Source organism: Neorhizobium sp. BT27B (assembly GCF_050455485.1).
Lineage (GTDB): Bacteria > Pseudomonadota > Alphaproteobacteria > Rhizobiales > Rhizobiaceae > Neorhizobium.
Genome location: NZ_JBCIYT010000001.1, coordinates 507458 through 525253 on the forward strand (window position 1 = coordinate 507458; position 17796 = coordinate 525253).

At 59.9% G+C, this 17796-nt stretch carries 15 protein-coding genes; 13 read left to right on the plus strand and 2 right to left on the minus strand.

Going from position 1 to position 17796, the window contains the following annotated elements:
• Positions 1 to 224: 224 nt before the first annotated feature.
• The 6 genes from AAIH70_RS02665 (at position 225) to AAIH70_RS02690 (ending at position 7078) form a co-directional block, all read left to right on the plus strand.
• On the plus strand, positions 225 to 1280 hold the full coding sequence (locus tag AAIH70_RS02665) for a GGDEF domain-containing protein (RefSeq protein WP_132273093.1): 1056 nt from the start codon (positions 225 to 227) through the stop codon (positions 1278 to 1280).
• A 70-nt stretch (positions 1281 to 1350) separates the two neighbouring features.
• Positions 1351 to 3234 carry a ribosomal protection-like ABC-F family protein gene (gene abc-f, locus AAIH70_RS02670; protein ID WP_132273092.1) on the plus strand — a complete coding sequence of 628 codons (1884 nt, stop codon included), beginning with the start codon at positions 1351 to 1353 and terminating at the stop codon, positions 3232 to 3234.
• An 87-nt stretch (positions 3235 to 3321) separates the two neighbouring features.
• Positions 3322 to 5364 (plus strand): prolyl oligopeptidase family serine peptidase, encoded by a 2043-nt coding sequence (locus AAIH70_RS02675; protein WP_132273091.1) that lies wholly within the window; start codon positions 3322 to 3324, stop codon positions 5362 to 5364.
• Positions 5365 to 5431: 67 nt separating this feature from the next.
• Entirely contained in the window at positions 5432 to 5704 is a 273-nt protein-coding gene (locus tag AAIH70_RS02680) for a type II toxin-antitoxin system VapB family antitoxin (protein WP_132273090.1), read from the plus strand.
• Entirely contained in the window at positions 5704 to 6102 is a 399-nt protein-coding gene (locus tag AAIH70_RS02685; RefSeq protein ID WP_132273089.1) for a type II toxin-antitoxin system VapC family toxin, read from the plus strand. The genes AAIH70_RS02680 and AAIH70_RS02685 overlap by 1 nt, the downstream gene beginning before the upstream one ends.
• Positions 6103 to 6202: 100 nt before the next feature.
• Positions 6203 to 7078 carry a polysaccharide deacetylase family protein gene (locus tag AAIH70_RS02690; protein WP_132273088.1) on the plus strand — a complete coding sequence of 292 codons (876 nt, stop codon included), beginning with the start codon at positions 6203 to 6205 and terminating at the stop codon, positions 7076 to 7078.
• A gap of 12 nt (positions 7079 to 7090) precedes the next feature.
• On the opposite strand, the gene AAIH70_RS02695 is transcribed toward AAIH70_RS02690, so the two are convergent.
• Both AAIH70_RS02695 and AAIH70_RS02700 read right to left on the minus strand, forming a co-directional pair.
• Positions 7091 to 7537, minus strand: a complete 447-nt coding sequence (locus tag AAIH70_RS02695) for a DNA polymerase III subunit chi (protein WP_132273087.1) — start codon at positions 7535 to 7537, stop codon at positions 7091 to 7093.
• 4 nt (positions 7538 to 7541) lie between these two features.
• A complete protein-coding gene (locus tag AAIH70_RS02700; protein ID WP_132273086.1) occupies positions 7542 to 9035 on the minus strand; it encodes a leucyl aminopeptidase in 1494 nt (497 codons plus the stop codon).
• A 283-nt stretch (positions 9036 to 9318) separates the two neighbouring features.
• Here AAIH70_RS02700 and AAIH70_RS02705 point away from each other — a divergent pair, with 283 nt between their 5' ends.
• From AAIH70_RS02705 to rsmA, 7 genes are all read left to right on the plus strand, one after another.
• Positions 9319 to 10056, plus strand: a complete 738-nt coding sequence (locus AAIH70_RS02705; RefSeq protein ID WP_165931976.1) for a phosphatase PAP2 family protein — start codon at positions 9319 to 9321, stop codon at positions 10054 to 10056.
• Between the two features lie 82 nt (positions 10057 to 10138).
• Positions 10139 to 11311, plus strand: coding sequence for an LptF/LptG family permease (locus tag AAIH70_RS02710; RefSeq protein ID WP_132273084.1), 1173 nt, complete (start codon positions 10139 to 10141; stop codon positions 11309 to 11311).
• Positions 11311 to 12399: an LPS export ABC transporter permease LptG gene (gene lptG / locus AAIH70_RS02715; protein WP_132273713.1), complete on the plus strand. Its 1089-nt coding sequence runs from the start codon at positions 11311 to 11313 to the stop codon at positions 12397 to 12399. The genes AAIH70_RS02710 and lptG overlap by 1 nt, the downstream gene beginning before the upstream one ends.
• On the plus strand, positions 12399 to 14750 hold the full coding sequence (locus AAIH70_RS02720) for an LPS-assembly protein LptD (protein ID WP_132273083.1): 2352 nt from the start codon (positions 12399 to 12401) through the stop codon (positions 14748 to 14750). The genes lptG and AAIH70_RS02720 overlap by 1 nt, the downstream gene beginning before the upstream one ends.
• A gap of 126 nt (positions 14751 to 14876) precedes the next feature.
• Positions 14877 to 15827 carry a peptidylprolyl isomerase gene (locus AAIH70_RS02725; protein ID WP_132273082.1) on the plus strand — a complete coding sequence of 317 codons (951 nt, stop codon included), beginning with the start codon at positions 14877 to 14879 and terminating at the stop codon, positions 15825 to 15827.
• 17 nt (positions 15828 to 15844) lie between these two features.
• Positions 15845 to 16867 carry a 4-hydroxythreonine-4-phosphate dehydrogenase PdxA gene (gene pdxA / locus AAIH70_RS02730; RefSeq protein WP_132273081.1) on the plus strand — a complete coding sequence of 341 codons (1023 nt, stop codon included), beginning with the start codon at positions 15845 to 15847 and terminating at the stop codon, positions 16865 to 16867.
• Positions 16867 to 17706 carry a 16S rRNA (adenine(1518)-N(6)/adenine(1519)-N(6))-dimethyltransferase RsmA gene (rsmA, locus tag AAIH70_RS02735; RefSeq protein ID WP_132273080.1) on the plus strand — a complete coding sequence of 280 codons (840 nt, stop codon included), beginning with the start codon at positions 16867 to 16869 and terminating at the stop codon, positions 17704 to 17706. Before pdxA ends, rsmA begins: the two co-directional genes overlap by 1 nt.
• Positions 17707 to 17796: the final 90 nt, after the last annotated feature.

A 17796-nucleotide genomic window follows, 5' to 3' on the forward strand; every position in this document is an offset into this window, starting at 1 on the left:
TCCCTCTTTTGGTCTGCGGGCATGGAAGCGCAGTCGAAGGCCAAAATCCAATCAGGATTATTCATGGCAGGCATTCGTACATGTATGCCGGTGGAATTTACCGCGGCCCGTCCATGCCCTGTTAACCCTCGATCGAACTGGCGGACGCTTTTTCAGCAGATGTTAAAACTCGTGCATTTTAATGGCGCCTACACGCAAAAGGACACAGGGACCGAGAGACAGGCATGTCGGCAGAGGCAGCAAAGACAGCACCGAAGAACAGGGTTTTGCTGGCGGTGAGCCAGCAGATGGCCCGGCTGGACGTGGCCGGCCTGCCGCGCAATTACGAACTGTTTCACGAGGCGATCACCGGTGGCGACGCCGCTCTGACACGTGAAGTGATGGCGCTCAATCCGTCTCCGACGCAGATGCTGCTTGACGAGATCGGCCTTCGCCACCGCCTGCCCTCCTTCATGGGCCTCTCCGCCAATGTGACCCGCAAACACGATATCGAGCTGATCGCCGGACTGTCGGAAAAGGTCGCGCGCGGCGTCTCGCAGAAACAGACGTTTGCACGCGCGCTGGAATCCGTGGCGCGCAGCCTGCGCAGCGATGGAACCGGCAATGTGTCCGACGTGCTGTCCGAGATCGAATACCTGACCAACTCGATCAGCGAGGCGATGACCGCCGAAACCGAACTGACTTCCGCCCTGAAGACCAGCGCCGAGAAGCTGGCGGCCAGCGAAAGGGCAACGTCCTCGGCCCGCGAAGCGAGCTTGCGTGACAGGCTGACGTCCCTGCCGAACCACATTGCCCTCTCCGAAAGGCTGGAAGGGCTTTATTCGGCAACTGCGGAAGGCCGGCGCACCGCGCTTTTCCTCGTCTCTCTCAACCGTCTGTTCGATGCCACACAGGTGCCGAACGACACGGTGGGCAATCGTGTCCTCAAAAAATCAGCCTCGATCTTCCGCAACACCATCAAGAAGAACGATTTTGTCGCCCGCATCGGCCCGCGCGAATTCGCCTTCCTGTTCGACAATGTAGGCCAGGAAAATGTCGGCGCAATTGCCGACCGTCTGAACAATTCGATCATCAACGGGCTGCAGCTCATTCCAGAGGAAAACCGTCCGGCGACACTGCCGATGGAACTGTCGATCGGCGTTGCGCTGACCGACGACGCCCATTCGCCGCAGGAATTGCGCAGCCGCGCCGCCGTTGCATTGGACAGCGCGCTGTCAAATCCGCGCCAGCCGGTGGTGATCGGTGGCGGCAAGGCCGTGGCACGCACGGCACGGGCTTAAAATCACTTTGTCCTGAAGGCTTGGACATGACGTCTTGTCAGGGCCGACGGTTTGCGCCAAAACCGCCGCCATGATCACGATTACCGACCTTTCCGCCCGCATTGCCGGCCGCCTTCTCCTCGACCATGCCAGCGTCACGCTTCCGGCAGGCTCCAAGGCGGGCCTTGTCGGCCGTAACGGCGCCGGCAAATCGACGCTTTTCAAGATCATCACCGGCGACATGGCTTCGGAAAGCGGATCGGTATCGATCCCCAAAAATGCCCGTATCGGTCAGGTGGCGCAGGAAGCGCCGGGCACCGAGGACTCGCTGATCACGATCGTTATGGCCGCCGACAAGGAGCGCACCGCGCTTCTGGCTGAGGCCGAAACCGCGACCGACCCGAACCGCATTGCCGAAATTCAGATGCGGCTTGTCGATATCGACGCCCATTCGGCGGAAGCGCGCGCCGGCAGCATTTTGGCCGGCCTCGGCTTTAATGCCGAAGCGCAGCTGCGGCCCGCCTCGTCGTTTTCCGGTGGCTGGCGCATGCGCGTGGCGCTGGCCGCAGTTCTCTTCGCCGAGCCGGATCTGCTGCTGCTCGACGAACCGACCAACTATCTCGACCTTGAAGGCACGATGTGGCTGGAGGATTACGTGCGGCGTTATCCGCACACGGTCATCGTGATTTCCCACGATCGCGATATGCTCAACAATGCCGTCAATTCGATCGTGCATCTCGACCAGCAGAAGCTCACCTTCTATCGCGGCGGTTACGACCAGTTCGAGCGCCAGAAGGCCGAGAACGACGAATTGCAGATGAAGGCGAAGGCAAAAAGCGACGCCGCCAGAAAGCATATCCAGAGTTATATCGATCGTTTCCGCTACAAGGCCTCCAAGGCCAAGCAGGCGCAGAGCCGCATCAAGGCGTTGGAGCGCATGGGCACGGTATCGGCCGTGGTCGAAGATCACGTACAGCCGATCACCTTTCCGGAGCCGGAAAAGCAGCCGGCCTCGCCGATCGTCGCCATTTCCAAGGGTGGCGTCGGGTATACGCCCGGCCAGCCGATCCTGAAAAATATCACCCTGCGCATCGATGCCGACGATCGTATCGCGCTGCTCGGTTCCAACGGCAACGGCAAGTCCACCTTCGCCAAGCTGATTTCCGGCCGTCTGAAGATCGATGGCGGCGAGATGAAGCTGGCGCCGTCGCTGTCGATCGGATTTTTCGCGCAGCACCAGCTGGATGATCTGATCCCCAACGAATCCCCCGTCGACCACGTGCGCCGGCTGATGCCGGATGCGCCGGAAGCAAAGGTGCGCGCCCGCGTAGCGCAGATGGGTCTCGCTACGGAAAAGATGGCCACCGCCGCCAAGGACCTGTCCGGTGGTGAAAAAGCCCGCCTGCTGATGGGCCTGGCCGCCTTCCATGCGCCGAACCTGCTCATCCTTGACGAACCGACCAACCATCTCGACATCGACAGCCGCCGGGCGCTGATCGAGGCGCTGAACGATTATGACGGCGCCGTCATCCTGATCTCCCATGATCGCCACCTGATCGAGGCGACCGTCGATCGGCTGTGGCTGGTCAACGAAGGTACGGTCAAACCCTTCGAGGGCGATCTGGAAGAATATCGCGACCTGATCATCGCCGCCGGCCGCAAGAAGGACGACAAGGCGCAAGTCGCAGACGAGCAGGTGAACAAGGCAGACCAGCGCAAGGCGAATGCCGAAAAGCGCGCCTCGCTTGCGCCGCTCAAGAAAAAGATCAACGAAACCGAGGCCTTGACCGCCAAGCTTGAGAAGCTGATTGCAGCGCTTGATAAAGAGCTTGCGGATCCGGCGCTTTACGAGAAAGCACCCGCCAAGGCGGCAGCCAAGGCCAAGGAACGTGGTGAAGCGGCGGCAAAACTTTCCCATGCGGAAGAGCAATGGCTGATGCTTTCCTCGGAATATGAAGAGGGCATGGCGGGTTAAGGCATCGGTGCGTCTTATGACGTATTACAGGTTGCCCTGCCCCATCCCCATGCCTAGGTAAAGGCCTCAACACTGAGGAGGCCTTTCATGGATCTGTATCTCGAAAACGACAACGACCCGAAGACGCTGGCCTTCGTTGCCGAGCGCAACGCACAGTTCGACGAAACATTCAGGACGCCCGAGTTCGAGAAGGATCGTGATGCGCTGAAAGCGATGATCGAGCGCGAAGACCGGTTGATCGTGCCGACACGGCGCGGCCAATGGCTGTTCGACTTTCACCGTTCGAAGGACAATCCACTTGGCCTATGGCGACGCCTGCCGGTCGGTCAGGAGCCGAAGCCGGAAGCAGCATGGGAAACCGTGCTCGATTTCGATGCCTTCTGTGCCAAGGAAGGCAAACGCTGGATCTATTCGGGCGCCGTCACCTCCCCGTATGAGCCGACCCGTGTTCTGCTGATCCTGTCCGATGGCGGTTCGGATCAGGTGCGGCTGCTGGAGTTTGACACAGATACCAAGGCCTTCGTCGAAGGTGGTTTCGACACACCGGCAACGCGCGCCCACGCCAGTTGGATCGCGCCTGATGAGATCGCCTATTTCGGCTCGATCGACGAAAATTCAGCCACCCGTTCCGGCTGGCCTCGCATTGCACGCAGGTTGAAGCGTGGCGTCGAGCCGAAGGACGCGCCAATCCTGTTCGAAGCCGGCAAGGATGACATTACCGGCATGGTCGGCTTCATCGATCCGTTGCTCTGGGGTGGAAAGGCTGACGAGCGCGCGATCGAAATCTATTCGCGCATTCTCGATATCGGCAGGATCGGTATCGAGGTGCGCGATGCGGACGGCAACCTGCGCCCGCTGGACCTGCCAACAGAAATAGATATCGACCTCAACCACAGCCATGCCATCTGGCGGGCAAAGACAGACGAGCGTTATCCGACCGGCAGCCTGATCCTGCAGGAATTCTCACCTTTCGGTCCTGAACCGCTCGGCAAGGCCCGCGTGCTGTTTTCGCCGCAGGACGGGCAGTCAGTTTCGCAGTTCTCGGTTTTGAAAAGCTGGGCGGTGTTCGTGGTCAGCGACCGCATGCTGCCAAAACTTTATCTGGTCGATCTGACGAAACCGGATGCCGAGCCTAAGGAACTGGTTTTGCCGGAAGGCCTGCAGAGCATCGGTTACCGGTTGCTCGATGCCGACCTCACCCTTGGCGAGGAAATCCTCACCGTCATCGGCCAGGGGTTTCTCCTGCCCTCCACCGCCTATCGGCTGGACCTGACCGATCACGCCGCCGAGCCAGAACTTGTGCCGATCGGCGCCTCCCCCGCCTTTTTCGATGCCGAGGGCATGCAGTCGGAGCTTCTGGAAGCAATTTCGGAAGACGGCACCAGAGTGCCCTATCACATCGTGCTGCCGAAGAACTGGACCAAGGGCGAGTTGCCCATCCTGATGTATGCCTATGGCGGCTTCGAAGTGTCGCTGTCGCCGGTCTATTCCGGCGCCTATGGCCTGTGGCTTTCCGGAGGCGGCGGTTTCGTGCAGGCCTATATTCGCGGTGGCGGCGAGCTTGGGCCCGACTGGCACAAGGTCGCCAAAGGCAAGGGCCGCCACAAGGCATTCGAGGATTTTGTCGCCGTGGCGCGTGATCTGGTGAAACGCGGATATTCGAAACCCTCACGCATCGCCTGCAACGGCGGCAGCAATGGTGGTCTGCTGACCTCGGTGATGCTGACCCGCTATCCGCAAGATTTTGGTGCGGTGTGGACCTCGGTGCCGGTGATCGACATGTCGCGTTTCCATCTCTTCCCATCCGGCAAGGCGTGGATGGACGAATACGGCAATCCGGACGTGGCCGAAGATCTGGAGGCGATGCTGACCTATTCGCCGCTGCATCAGGTAAAGCCGGCGGGCGCAGTCAGCTATCCGCCGGTCTATATCGAAAGCTCGACCAATGACGACCGTGTCCACCCTTCACACGCCCGGCGTTTCGCCAGCCGATTGATCGATGAAGGACATGCTCCCTTCTTCCGCGAGTTCGGCTCGGGCGGGCACGGCGGCGCCGGTGACAGCACGGAAATGGCGACGCGACAGTCGCTCGGCCACAGCTTTTTGCGCGGCACGATCATGAAGGGCTGACTTGCCTGCAGTTGTTCGCCTCGTGGAGATACACTATCCTGAAAGTCCATCTCCACGAGGTGCTGCCATGGCCCTTCACATCACTGATCCCGAACTCGACGCGCTGGCCGAACACGCGCAGAGAATTTTGAAGGCGCCGACCAAGACGGATGCCATCCGGCAGGCGCTGGAGCGCGTGGTGGATGAGGAGGTGGCTGCGGACGCGATACCGAAGGACACCCCACAGGAAAAATCTCCGGAAGAGAGGCTGAAGGCCCTGCAGGATCGCGTAAAGGCGCTGGGCACACCCAATCCCGATTTCGACGACAAGGCTTTTCTCGACGAGATGTGGGAAATCTGATGGTCGTCGATACGTCCGCGATTATCGAAACGCTGATCGCAGGACCTGAGGCAGGCAAAATCGCCGCTCAGTTGGAGAACGCGACGCCGCCTCGCGTGACGCTGCCGACGGTCATCTACGAAGCGACGGTCGTGCTGGCCAGCAAGCGCAATATCGCAGTGGTGGACGCGGAACAGATCATCCGGGATTTCCTGAACGATTTCGACATCTCGATCGTTCCGATCACGGACAGGATCGCATCCCTCGCCATCGACGCTTTTGCCCGTTACGGCAAGGGCCGACATCCGGCAAAACTCAATTTCGGCGATTGTTTCTCCTATGCCGGAGCCAGGGCAGCCGGTCTTCCACTGCTTTATGTCGGCAATGATTTTTCGTTGACGGATTTGGCCAAAGATTGATCTCAACCTCAGGCATGCGCTCCGTAACCACCCGTTAACCATGTTCGACGAAAGATGACGACACACTGATTCCCGTGTCATCCGTCATCGAGAAGTCTTCATGCCCGTTCGCGTCCTGTGTGCCGCCGCTGCTTTCGCCTGCCTTCTTTCATCCTGCGCCGGCAAGCCGCCGTCGGAGGGTGGATCGCTGAAGAGCGCCTTTGCCGCCGGCAACGCAACCGGGCCGCTGCAGACCAAGGATGATGCCAAATCGCCCGTGGCGCTAACGCCCGCCGCCTGGGGACGGATGAGCAATCCGCGTGGCCTTGCCGGTCGCGACCTGACGGTGACCTCGCTTTCCGACATCAAGCTGCGCGACAAGGAAGTCGTGCTGACTTTCGATGATGGTCCGGTGCCGAAAAAGACCGAGCGCATTCTCGCGACGCTGGATGATTTCCATGTCAAGGCGACCTTCCTGATGGTCGGCGAGATGGCGAAAGCCTATCCGAAAATCGCCCGGCAAGTGGTGGATGCGGGCCATACGATCGGCAGCCACACGTTCCGCCATGCCGATCTGCGCAAGCTTGCCGTCGATGAGGCGATTGCCGAGATCAACCGCGGCCGCGATGCCGTGAGGGCCGCTACCCGCACCGACGCCAATTTCTTCCGCTTCCCCTATCTCTCCGACAGCGGCACGTTGCGCCACTGGGTTGCCCAGAACCGGATGGTCGTGCTCGACGTGCAGATCGATTCGAAAGACTATTTTGGCGTCTCGCCAGCCGCTGTCGCGACCCGCACGATGGCTGACCTGCGCCGCCACGGCCGTGGCATCATCCTGATGCATGACATCCACAACCGCACCGCTTCGATGCTGCCCGCATTGCTGACGCAGTTGAAAGCCGAGGGTTATAAGGTCGTTTCGTTGCGTTACGGTGGGCAACGCGGCCCGCTTCTTTCGGCTGCAGCCGCACAGGACGCAGCCTTCAACCGATCGTAAGAAGCGGTCAGGTCAGGCCTTCTTGACCCAGCGGCCTTCCTGCTGCTGCCAATAGGTGAGCGCATGGCCCTCACCTTTCAGCTGCTTCCACTGGGCGCGGGCGCCCTCCAGCTGTTCGCTGTCATAACCGTCGAACATGAAGACGACGCGTTCGTATGCATCGAGCGCCGGCGGCTCGGCGCCATCGACCACGAAGCGCACGGTGGCGCCATTGGCATTGCCGCTTTCGGCGGTGATCAGCACCGGCTGAGCCTCCGCCATCTCGGCCGCATCGGTGCCATGCGGCAGAAAACTGTCATCGCGAAAGGTCCATAAGTGCGCGTCGAGAAAATCCCGACGCGCCTCGGCTCTGGTCTGCACCACCACTTTCCAGCCGCGCTCGACACTCTTTTCCAGAAGCGACGGCAGCGCCTCTTCCAGCTTCGAATCGGTCAGGTGGTAGAACAGCACATCGGTCATGAGATCAGGCTTCGAAGTTTGTACGGACGAGCTGGTCTAGCAGACGCACGCCGTAACCCGAACCCCAGGACTGGTTGATCTCGTTCGACGGTGAACCCATGGCGGTGCCGGCGATATCGAGATGCGCCCAGGGCGTGTCACCGACGTAACGTGCCAGGAACTGGGCAGCGGTGATCGAACCGGCATGGCGGCCGCCGCTGTTCTTCATGTCGGCAAAACGCGAGTCGATGATCTTGTCGTAATCCTTCGACAGCGGCATGCGCCACAGCTTTTCCTGGCTCTCTTCGCCGGCGGCCAGAAGCTGGCCCGCGAGCTCGTCATTGTTGGAAAACAGGCCGGCATGCAGGTTGCCGAGCGCCACCAGGATCGCACCGGTCAGCGTCGCCAGATTGATCATGAAGCGCGGCTTGTAGGTTTCCTTGCAATACCAGAGCGCATCACACAGAACGAGACGACCTTCGGCATCGGTATTGATGATCTCGATCGTCTGGCCGGACATCGAGGTGACGATATCACCCGGACGCTGAGCATTGCCGTCCGGCATGTTTTCAACGAGACCGATAATGCCGATGGCGTTGACCTTGGCCTTGCGCGCGGCGAGCGTGTGCATCAGGCCGGTCACCGCGGCAGCGCCACCCATATCGCCCTTCATGTCTTCCATGCTGGCGCCCGGCTTGATGGAAATGCCGCCGGTATCGAAGGTGACGCCCTTGCCGACGAAGGCAACCGGCTGTTCCTTGGACTTTCCGCCCTTCCAGTGCATGACGGCGATGCGCGGCGGCTTGACCGAGCCTTGTGCGACGCCGAGAAGCGCGCCCATGCCGAGCTTCTTCATTTCCTTCTCGGTGAGGATGTCCACCTCGACGCCGAGCTTTTCCAGTTCCTTTGCCTTTGCGGCAAATTCCACAGGACCGAGCACGTTGGGCGGCAGGTTGACGAGTTCGCGGGCAAGGTTGACGCCATCGGCAACCGCCTGCGCGGCGACGAAGGCAGCCTTGGCGGCGGCAGGATCGGCAGTGACGATCGTCACGTTCACCGTCTTGACGGCCTTATCGTCCTCTTCGCCCTTCTTTTTCGTCTTGTAGCTGTCAAAACTGTAGGCGCGCAGCAGCATGCCGAGCGCCACGTTCGCAGCCTTCTCGCCATCCACAGCAATGCCCGGCGCATCCACATAGATTGCAACCTTCGAAGCCGTCTTCACCGAGGCCGCAGCAATGCCACCGACACGCAGCCAGTCATACGCGACCAGCCCTGCCGGCTTGCCAAGACCCAGCACTGCAATTCTGTCAAAAGGCGACCCATGCGGTGCAACGATGTCGAGAATGCTCGAATTCTTGCCGCTGAATTCGGCAACGCTTGCGGCTTTTGCATAGATGCCGGCCGGATCGGCATCGGAAGCGCCGGCTGGCGGCTGATCGCCCGCAAGTTTCAGAAGGATGGCGACACCGCCATCGGCGCGGGCCGTTTTAGCAAACGATATCTGGAATTTAGCGGGCATGTCTTCTCCGGTAGGTAATCTTCAAACAGGCAATTCGATAGGCGACCTTGCGGTCTCGAAAAGGCGTGATCATGGCCTTTTTGGCAGGTGATGCAAGAGCGCCGATTGTGTCGTTAACATAACCAATCACGACAGCGCCGTCTCAATCTTGTCATCAACCCCTACTAGCAGTTAGGATCTATACAAGCGACCACATAGCAACGACCGGGGGCACATGGAGCAAGCACCAGCGAAGAGACCGGCATTTGCCTTTTCCGCTCCAGCAAAGGTCAATAGCTCGTGGATGACCGGCGCAAAAGGCTGGTTCCTTATTCTTTCGACGCTCTGGTTCTGCCTGTTGGCCCTGTTTCACGCATTTCCGCAGATCGACGTCGAGATAGCCAAGGCTTTTTTCGACCCCTCCAGTTGCATCGCCGCCAACAAGACTGCCGACATATGCAGCTTCTTTCCGCTTGCGAACGATTCGGGCCTTCAGGGCGTGCGGCGCGTGTTTTTTTACATGCCTGCCTTCTTTGCCGTCGTTCTGATCATCGTGCTGGTCCGCAATCTGCAGCATCATGGCGCAACCTACTGCGTAGACACCACCAGACGATGCTGGATTGCGCTGATCGCGCTGATCTCCGGCCCCTACATTCTCGTCAATCTCATCCTCAAATCTATTTCCGGCCGGCCACGGCCTTATGAAACCGATATGTTCGGCGGTCAGCGACTGTTTTCCGCCGCGGGCTCTTTCGATGGCTCCTGTTACACCAACTGCTCCTTCGTTTCCGGCGAAGCTGCAGGTGCGGGTTGGGTCGCATGCCTGATCTTTATGTTGCCGGCGCGCTACAGAGCAGTTGTTGCCCCTCCTCTGCTTGCCATCACGCTGGCTTCACCAGCGTTGCGCGTTTCATTCGGAGGGCATTATTTCTCCGATGCGCTGCTTGGCTTCCTGTTGTCGGCCGTCGTCTATGCCGGTGTCACGGCGTATTTCGAAATGACACAGAACGAAAAAAAACGTATTCATTCGACAGCTTTGTGAACAAATGGTTGTCGCCATCGGCGCTCTAATCTCGTAGAGCTTGGCGACGCTGACAGGCGTATCGAGTCATCATCAGGTCGGCATGAAGCTTATCGAGTCCTATATATTGCAGCGTACGTTCCAAATGTTTCTGGCCACGCTGCTGCCAATCCTGGCGATCATCTGGACCATCCAGGTGCTGGGACGAATCAACCTCGTGACCGATACCGGCCAGTCGATGGGTTCGTTTGCGACGCTCGCATCGTTCATCCTGCCGACCATCATTCCTGTTGTCATGCCCTTCGCCCTCGTGATCGGCATCACCCAGACGCTCAATGCGATGAACAACGATTCGGAACTTGCGGTTATCGATGCCGCCGGTTCGCCGCGCACCGTGCTTTACAAACCGGTGCTGCTGCTTGCAGCCCTCGCTGCCCTGTTTTCGTTTGTCGTCACAAATTTCGTTGAGCCGCCGGCCCGCGTCAAAGCCCGCGAAATGGTCGCCGAAGCCTATGCCGATCTCTTGGGCTCGGTAATTGAAGAAAAGACCTTCCGCAGCATCGAGAAGGACCTTTACGTTCAGATCTCGGAGCGCCATTCCGGCCGCATCCTGATGGGTCTGTTCCTTGTCGATTACCGCGACCCGAATTTCGAAATGATCTATTATGCGCGCGAAGGCTCGATCGACGATGCCGGAACGACGCTGACCATGCGCAACGGTGAGGTTCACCGCAAGACGCCGGACGGCCGTGTATCGGTGATCAAGTTCCTGTCCTACGCCTTCGACCTGTCCTCCATGGCCGAATCGACCGGACGTGCGCCCGTCTACGCCGCCGACCGCAGTCTCGAATTCCTGCTGAAGCCGGATCCGACGGACAAATATTACATGGATATGCCCGGCAGCTTCCATGCCGAACTGCACCGTCGCTTTTCCGACTGGATCTATCCGATTTCCTACGCGCTGATTGCGCTGGTTATCGTTGGCGGTGCACGCTCGCATCGTCGCGCCAGAATGCACCCGATGGTGCTGGCGCTGATCATTGCCTTCACCATGCGCTGGCTCGGCTTCTCCTTGACGAACATGGCGAAGAATACGAACGCCAACATGTGGATGGTCTATGCGCCGCCTGTCCTGCCTGGTCTTTTTGCCACCTACCTTCTTGTGAGCCGCCGACAGCTGAAGCTGCCCAATTCCTGGAACGATGCAATCGGCAAGCTTTACGGCAAGCTTCAGCAACGCGTTGTCGCTATTCGCTCCAAGACGGGAGGCGCATGATGCTGTTCTCCACGCTCGGCCGTTATTTCTTCAAGCGTTACCTCATCACCGCGATGTGGTTCTTCCTTGGCGTTTCGGCGATCATCTTCCTTGCCGACTTCAGCGAGACCAACCGCCGCATGTCGGCACTCGCCAGCTATACGCTGTATGGCGCGCTCGGCATCACCGCCATGCGTGTGCCGTCCATCCTGCAGCAGACGATCCCGACCCTGTCGCTGTTCATCGGCATGACGACGCTGATCGCGCTCAATCGCCGCTCCGAACTGGTGGTGACGCGCGCAGCAGGCCTCTCGGTCTGGCAATTTGCCATGCCGTTCGTTGCCGGCGCCTTTCTGCTCGGCGTGTTTACGATCGGCGTCATCAGCCCCCTCTCCGCCTGGGGCCTGAAACAGTCGACCTCGCTCGAATCGACCTGGCGCGAAACCAGCGGCCAGGCACGCGCCTCCAACTTCCTGCCGTGGATCCGCCAGATCAGCGACGGCGAAGACACCGTCATTGGCGCCAAAAGCTTCCAGCAAGATACGCTGACTATGGTCGATGTCGTGTTGTTCCATTTCGACAAGGACGCTCGTGTCATCCTGAGACAGGACGCAGCGACGGCCAAATTGGAAGATGGTTACTGGCTTCTTAACAACGTGCTGGAAACGCGATCCGACGTGCCGCCTGCCCGTGTCGAGACCGCACAGGTTCGTACCAATATCAAACAGGAATTTCTTCAAGAGAGCCTTGAGAAGCCCGAAAACGTTGCTTTCTTTGATCTTTCCGAAAAGATCGAAGTCGCCCGCTCATTCGGTATTTCGACCAAAGGTCTCGAAACGCAATTTCACTCCCTGCTTTCATTGCCACTTCTTCTGGTAGCAATGACACTGATTGCCGCTACCGTTTCACTGAAATTTAGCCGTATGGCGCAGTCGCGCTCGGTGATTCTCGGTGGCATAGTTTGCGGCTTCGTGCTTTATGTCGTCACGGTACTCGTGAAGGCATTCGGTAGCAGCGGGGTGGTTCCTCCTTTCGTCGCTGTCTGGATCCCGGTGATCGTGGCCATGGCGTTGGGGGCAACAATTCTGCTTCATCAGGAGGATGGCTAGTGGCGGTAACAGACCGCGGGAATATCAGACGGCTTTGCACGGCCCTGCTGACAGGCGTCGCCGTGTGCGCAATCGCTATTGCTCCCCCGACTATTTCATATGCACAGACCCCTGCCCCAGAGGTCGCCGACGGCGCAAAAATGCTGCTGCGGTCGAACGAGCTTACCTATAACAAGGACGCTCAGAAGGTCACCGCCACCGGCGGCGTGCAGATTTATTACAACCGCTATCGCATGGTCGCGCAGCGGGTCGAATACGATCAGGCTACCGGCCGCGTCATGGCCAATGGCGACATCGAACTGATCGATCCGGACGGCAACCGCGTTTATGCCGAACAGCTGGATGTGACCGACGATTTCGGTCAGGGTTTCATCAACTCGCTGCGGGTGGAAACGCCCGACAATACACGCATGGCCGGCGAAAGCGCCGAACGCCTGCCGGGCGAACTGATGGTGCTGCACAACGGCGTCTATACCGCTTGTCTTCCCTGCGTCGCCAAGCCCGGCAAGGCACCGCTGTGGCAGGTCAAGGCGCAGCGCGTCATCCAGAACGGCGAGAAGAAGACGATCCGGCTCGAAAACGCCCGTTTCGAACTTTTCGGCATGCCGATCGGCTACCTGCCCTTCATCGAAGTCCCGGACCATACGGTCGAGCGCAAGTCGGGCTTTCTGTTCCCGCGCATGAGCATGGACGACAAGTTGGGTTTTGGCCTGACTGTTCCGTACTATCATGTGTTCTCGCCGAGCATGGATGCGACCCTCAGCCCGACCTATTATTCCAGTCAGGGATTGCTGGTTCAGGGTGAAGTGCGCAATCGCTTCGAGACCGGTTCGCACATCCTGCGATTCGGCTGGATCGACCAGAAGGACTCCGGCGGCTTCGACGCAAATACCGCCGACAGCAATAACGACCAACGTCTGATGGTCGCCAGCAAGGGCGAGTTCCAGATCAATCCGCGCTGGACCTTTGGCTGGAAGGCCATGCTCCAGAGCGACAACAACTTTTCCAACACCTATGATCTGAACGGCGTCAACGACGACGTCTACACGAATGAAGTCTATCTGCGCGGCCTTGGCGAGCGCAACTACTTCGACCTGAGCGCCTATTATTTCGACATTCAGGATCTGGCCGACAATTCCGATACCGAGCGCAAGCAGGCGATCGTCTATCCGTCCATGGACTACCGCTATATCGCGCCTGAGCCAGTGGCCGGCGGCGAACTTTCGGTCAACATGAACCTGACCAATATTTCGCGCCGCAAGGACGATTTCTACCTCGAACCCGGCTCCAACGTGCCGCGTTTTCGTGGTCTGGAAGGCAGCTACAGCCGCCTGACCACCGAAGTGGAATGGAAACGCACCTACAATATGGAAAATGGCCTGCTCATCACGCCGCTGGCCGCGTTACGTGGTGACATCGGTCGCCATACGGCGTCTTCGCCGACCTATTATGACGCCGCCAATCCGGGCGGGATCGCCTACAACGGCAATTTCGACGATTCCAGCTCGGCGTCTCGCTACATGGCGACGCTCGGCCTCGAAGCCCGCTATCCGATCCTGATGACGACGGCCAATAGCAGCCATGTGCTCGAGCCGATCGCCCAGCTATTCGTTCGCAATAACGAGCAGAAGGCCGGCGGTCTGCCGAACGAAGACGCGCAGAGCATGGTCTATGACGCCAGCAACCTGTTCGAACGCGACAAGTTCTCCGGCTACGACCGTATCGAAGGCGGCACGCGTGCCAATGTCGGCGTGCGTTATACCGGTTCGTTCGACAACGGCATCGGCCTGCGCGGCATCTTCGGTCAGTCCTATCATCTGGCCGGTGAAAATTCCTATGCCAGCGCCGACCTTGTGAGCGCCGGTGCCTATTCCGGCCTCGAAAGCGACACGTCTGACTATGTCGCCATGGCTGCCGTCGACCTGCCGCAGGGCCTGACCGTTGCTGCCCAGGGCCGCTTCGACAACAACAATTTCGACCTGCAGCGCACCGATGCTTCGGTCAGCTATTCGCAGCCGCGCTTTTCGGCGAGCATGATCTACACCCAGATCGAGCCGCAGCCGGATTACGGCGCAACCAAGTCAGGTGAATACCTCCAGTCAGCCGCCAGCGTTCGTGTCAACGAGAACTGGTCGATTGCCGGTACGGCGACCTGGGATCTGAAGGATGAGGAAGTCATCCGTCGTGCACTGGGCTTCACCTATGCCGACGAATGCACGATCTTCACGGTTGCCTATAACGACGAGCCCAACAGCACGACGGCAAGTGACTGGGCGATCACCGCGCGCCTGACCTTCAGGACGCTGGGTGACATCGAAATCGGCTCGACGGATCTCGACGATACCAATTGATTGATCAAACACACGATCGTGCGGCGGAGCGTCATTGTTTCGCCGCATGCGTTGTACAATCGGGTGGCTGTTGTGATATGGGGTCGCAGACGGGCCGGTGGCCCGCGTTAGCGTGAAAGGGATGGCATGATGGTCGCTGGTCGAGCTTTGCGGACAACGATGACGGCATTTGCGGTTTTGGCGGCTTCCGTCGTCATACAGCCGGCAATGACGACCGTGCAGGCAGCAAGCGAAGTTGCGGCCGTCGTCAACAAGGTGCCGATCACCTCCAATGACGTTGCGCGCCGCGCTGCCTTCCTTCGGCTCCAGCGCGCCAAGGGCGACCTGAAAAAGATGGCGCGCGAACAGCTGGTGGACGAAGTCCTGAAGCGTGAAGAGGTCGCGCGTGTCAAGATGTCTGTCAGCACCGACGATGTGGACAAGTCGTTCGCGCGTTTTGCCGCCAGCAACAAGATGTCGCCGCAGCAGATGGGACAGGTTCTCAATCAGGCTGGCGTCGGCGTAGACCATTTCAAGGCGTTTATCGCCGTGCAGATGAGCTGGCCACGCGTCGTCAATGCCCGTTTTTCCGGCGGCAGAAGCGGTCGCATGTCCAACGAAGAACTCGTCAAGCGCATGGCCGAAGGCGGCCAGAAGCCGGTGACGACCGAATATTTCCTGCAGCAGGTCATTTTCGTGGTGCCGGAAGCCAAGCGCAAGTCGATCCTCAACAAGCGCATGGCGGAAGCGAAGGCTTCGCGCTCGAAATTCCCCGGCTGCGAGGAAGCAAAGACCTTCGCCGCTTCCATGCTCGACGTTTCTGTGAAGCCGCTCGGCCGCATCATGCTGCCGGAACTGCCGGCCGACTGGAAGCCTTTGGTTGAGAAGGCCTCCGGTGGCACGACAGAGCCACGTATCACCGAAAAGGGCGTCGAGTTCCTGGCGATCTGCAACCAGCGTCAGGTATCCGACGATGTGGCTGCCGAAGTGGTGTTCCGTGCCGAAGATCTCGGCAAGGCGGAAAAGACGGGTGAAGACCCGAACGACAAGAAATATGTCGACGAACTGCGCAAGCAGGCGCAGATCTCATACCCCTGAAGGCAGGCCAAGACAGCATGACACAGATCGATCGCCCTCTCGCACTGACACAGGGCGATCCCGCCGGTATCGGCCCTGACCTGGCGCTTGCCGTCTGGTCTGTACGCAACCAGCATGGCCTGCACCCCTTTCTCTACATTGGCGATCCCGCTGTTCTTGCCGCCCGCGCGCGCATCATCGGCTTCGACGTGCCGATCCGCGAGACGGATGCGGCCTCTGCTTCCGGCATCTTTCAGGATGCGCTGCCCGTGCTGCCGATAGGTGTCGGCTTCGATGTTGCCGCCGGTCAGCCGCATGTGGCGACAGCCGCCTCGACGATCGCCGCCATCGAGACCGCCGTCAAATTCAGCCTTTCCGGTGAGACCGCAGCCGTGGTGACCAATCCGATCGCCAAATCGGTTCTCTATGAGTCCGGCTTCAAATTTCCCGGACATACCGAGTTTCTGGCCGAGCTCGCACGTCGTGCCACAGGACGTGAGGTTCTGCCGGTAATGATGCTCGCCGGGCCAAAACTGCGGGCCATCCCGGTGACGATCCACATCCCGGTGAAGGACATTCCCGCAGCTCTCACCCACGATCTGATCGTCGAGACCTGCCGCGTGGCCCATGCCGACCTCAGGAAACGTTTTGGCATCGCCAGCCCGCGCCTGGCCGTCGCCGGCCTCAACCCGCATGCGGGCGAGGATGGCACGATGGGTGTAGAGGACCGCGACATCATCGCGCCCGCCATCGCCGGCCTGCGGGGCGAAGGCATCAACGCCTTTGGCCCCCTGCCGGCCGATACGATGTTCCATGACGAGGCGCGCGGCCGTTACGACGTGGCGATCTGCATGTATCACGATCAGGCGCTGATCCCGGCCAAGGCGCTCGGCTTCGACGATTCGGTCAATGTCACGCTCGGCCTGCCCTTCATCCGCACCTCGCCGGACCACGGCACCGCCTTCGGACTGGCCGGCAAGGGCATTGCCCGCGAGACCAGCCTGATCGCCGCATTGAAACTTGCCAGCGAACTGGCGCAGCATTCCGGAAACGCATCCTGATGGCCACACTCGACGGCCTGCCCCCCCTTCGCGACGTCATCCAGCGTTTTGAACTGAACGCCAAGAAGGCGCTCGGCCAGAATTTTCTGTTCGACCTGAACCTGACCCAGAAGATCGCCCGCTCGGCCGGTTCTCTGGAAGGTGTCACCGTGTTCGAGGTTGGCCCCGGCCCCGGTGGCCTGACACGTGCCATTCTCGCGCTCGGCGCAAAAAAGGTAATCGCCATCGAGCGCGACAGCCGCTGCCTGCCGGCGCTTGCCGAAATCGAGAGCTATTATCCCGGTCGCCTCGAAGTGATCGAGGGCGATGCGCTGAAGACCGATTTTGCCGCGCTGGCGGCGGAGAAATCCGAGGGCGGACCGGTCAAGATCATCGCCAACCTGCCCTATAATGTCGGCACGCAATTGCTGGTGAACTGGCTGGTGCCGAACGAATGGCCGCCCTTCTGGCAGTCGCTGACACTGATGTTCCAGAAGGAAGTTGGCCAGCGCATCGTGGCGCAGGAAAACGACAACCATTACGGCCGCCTCGGGGTGCTGGCAGGATGGCGTGCGGATTCCGAACTGGTGTTCGACGTGCCGGCCTCAGCCTTCTCACCACCGCCGAAGGTGACGTCGACGGTGGTGCATCTCACCCCGAAGGCGCAGCCCCTGCCCTGCGATCTCGCCAGGCTGGAGCGCGTCACGCTTGCGGCCTTCGGTCAGCGTCGAAAAATGCTGCGACAGAGCGTCAAATCGCTGGGCGGAGAAACACTGCTCGCCAAGGCCGGCATCGACCCGCAGCGGCGAGCCGAGACGCTGTCGGTGGAAGAATTCGTGACGCTGGCGAACTGCCTGTAAGGCAACCCTCGCCGAACCGCGCCTTGCAAAAACTGCGGATTTCAGAAAAAATTCCGCCCGCATGTCACATCGGCAAAAAGCCGCTCGTCA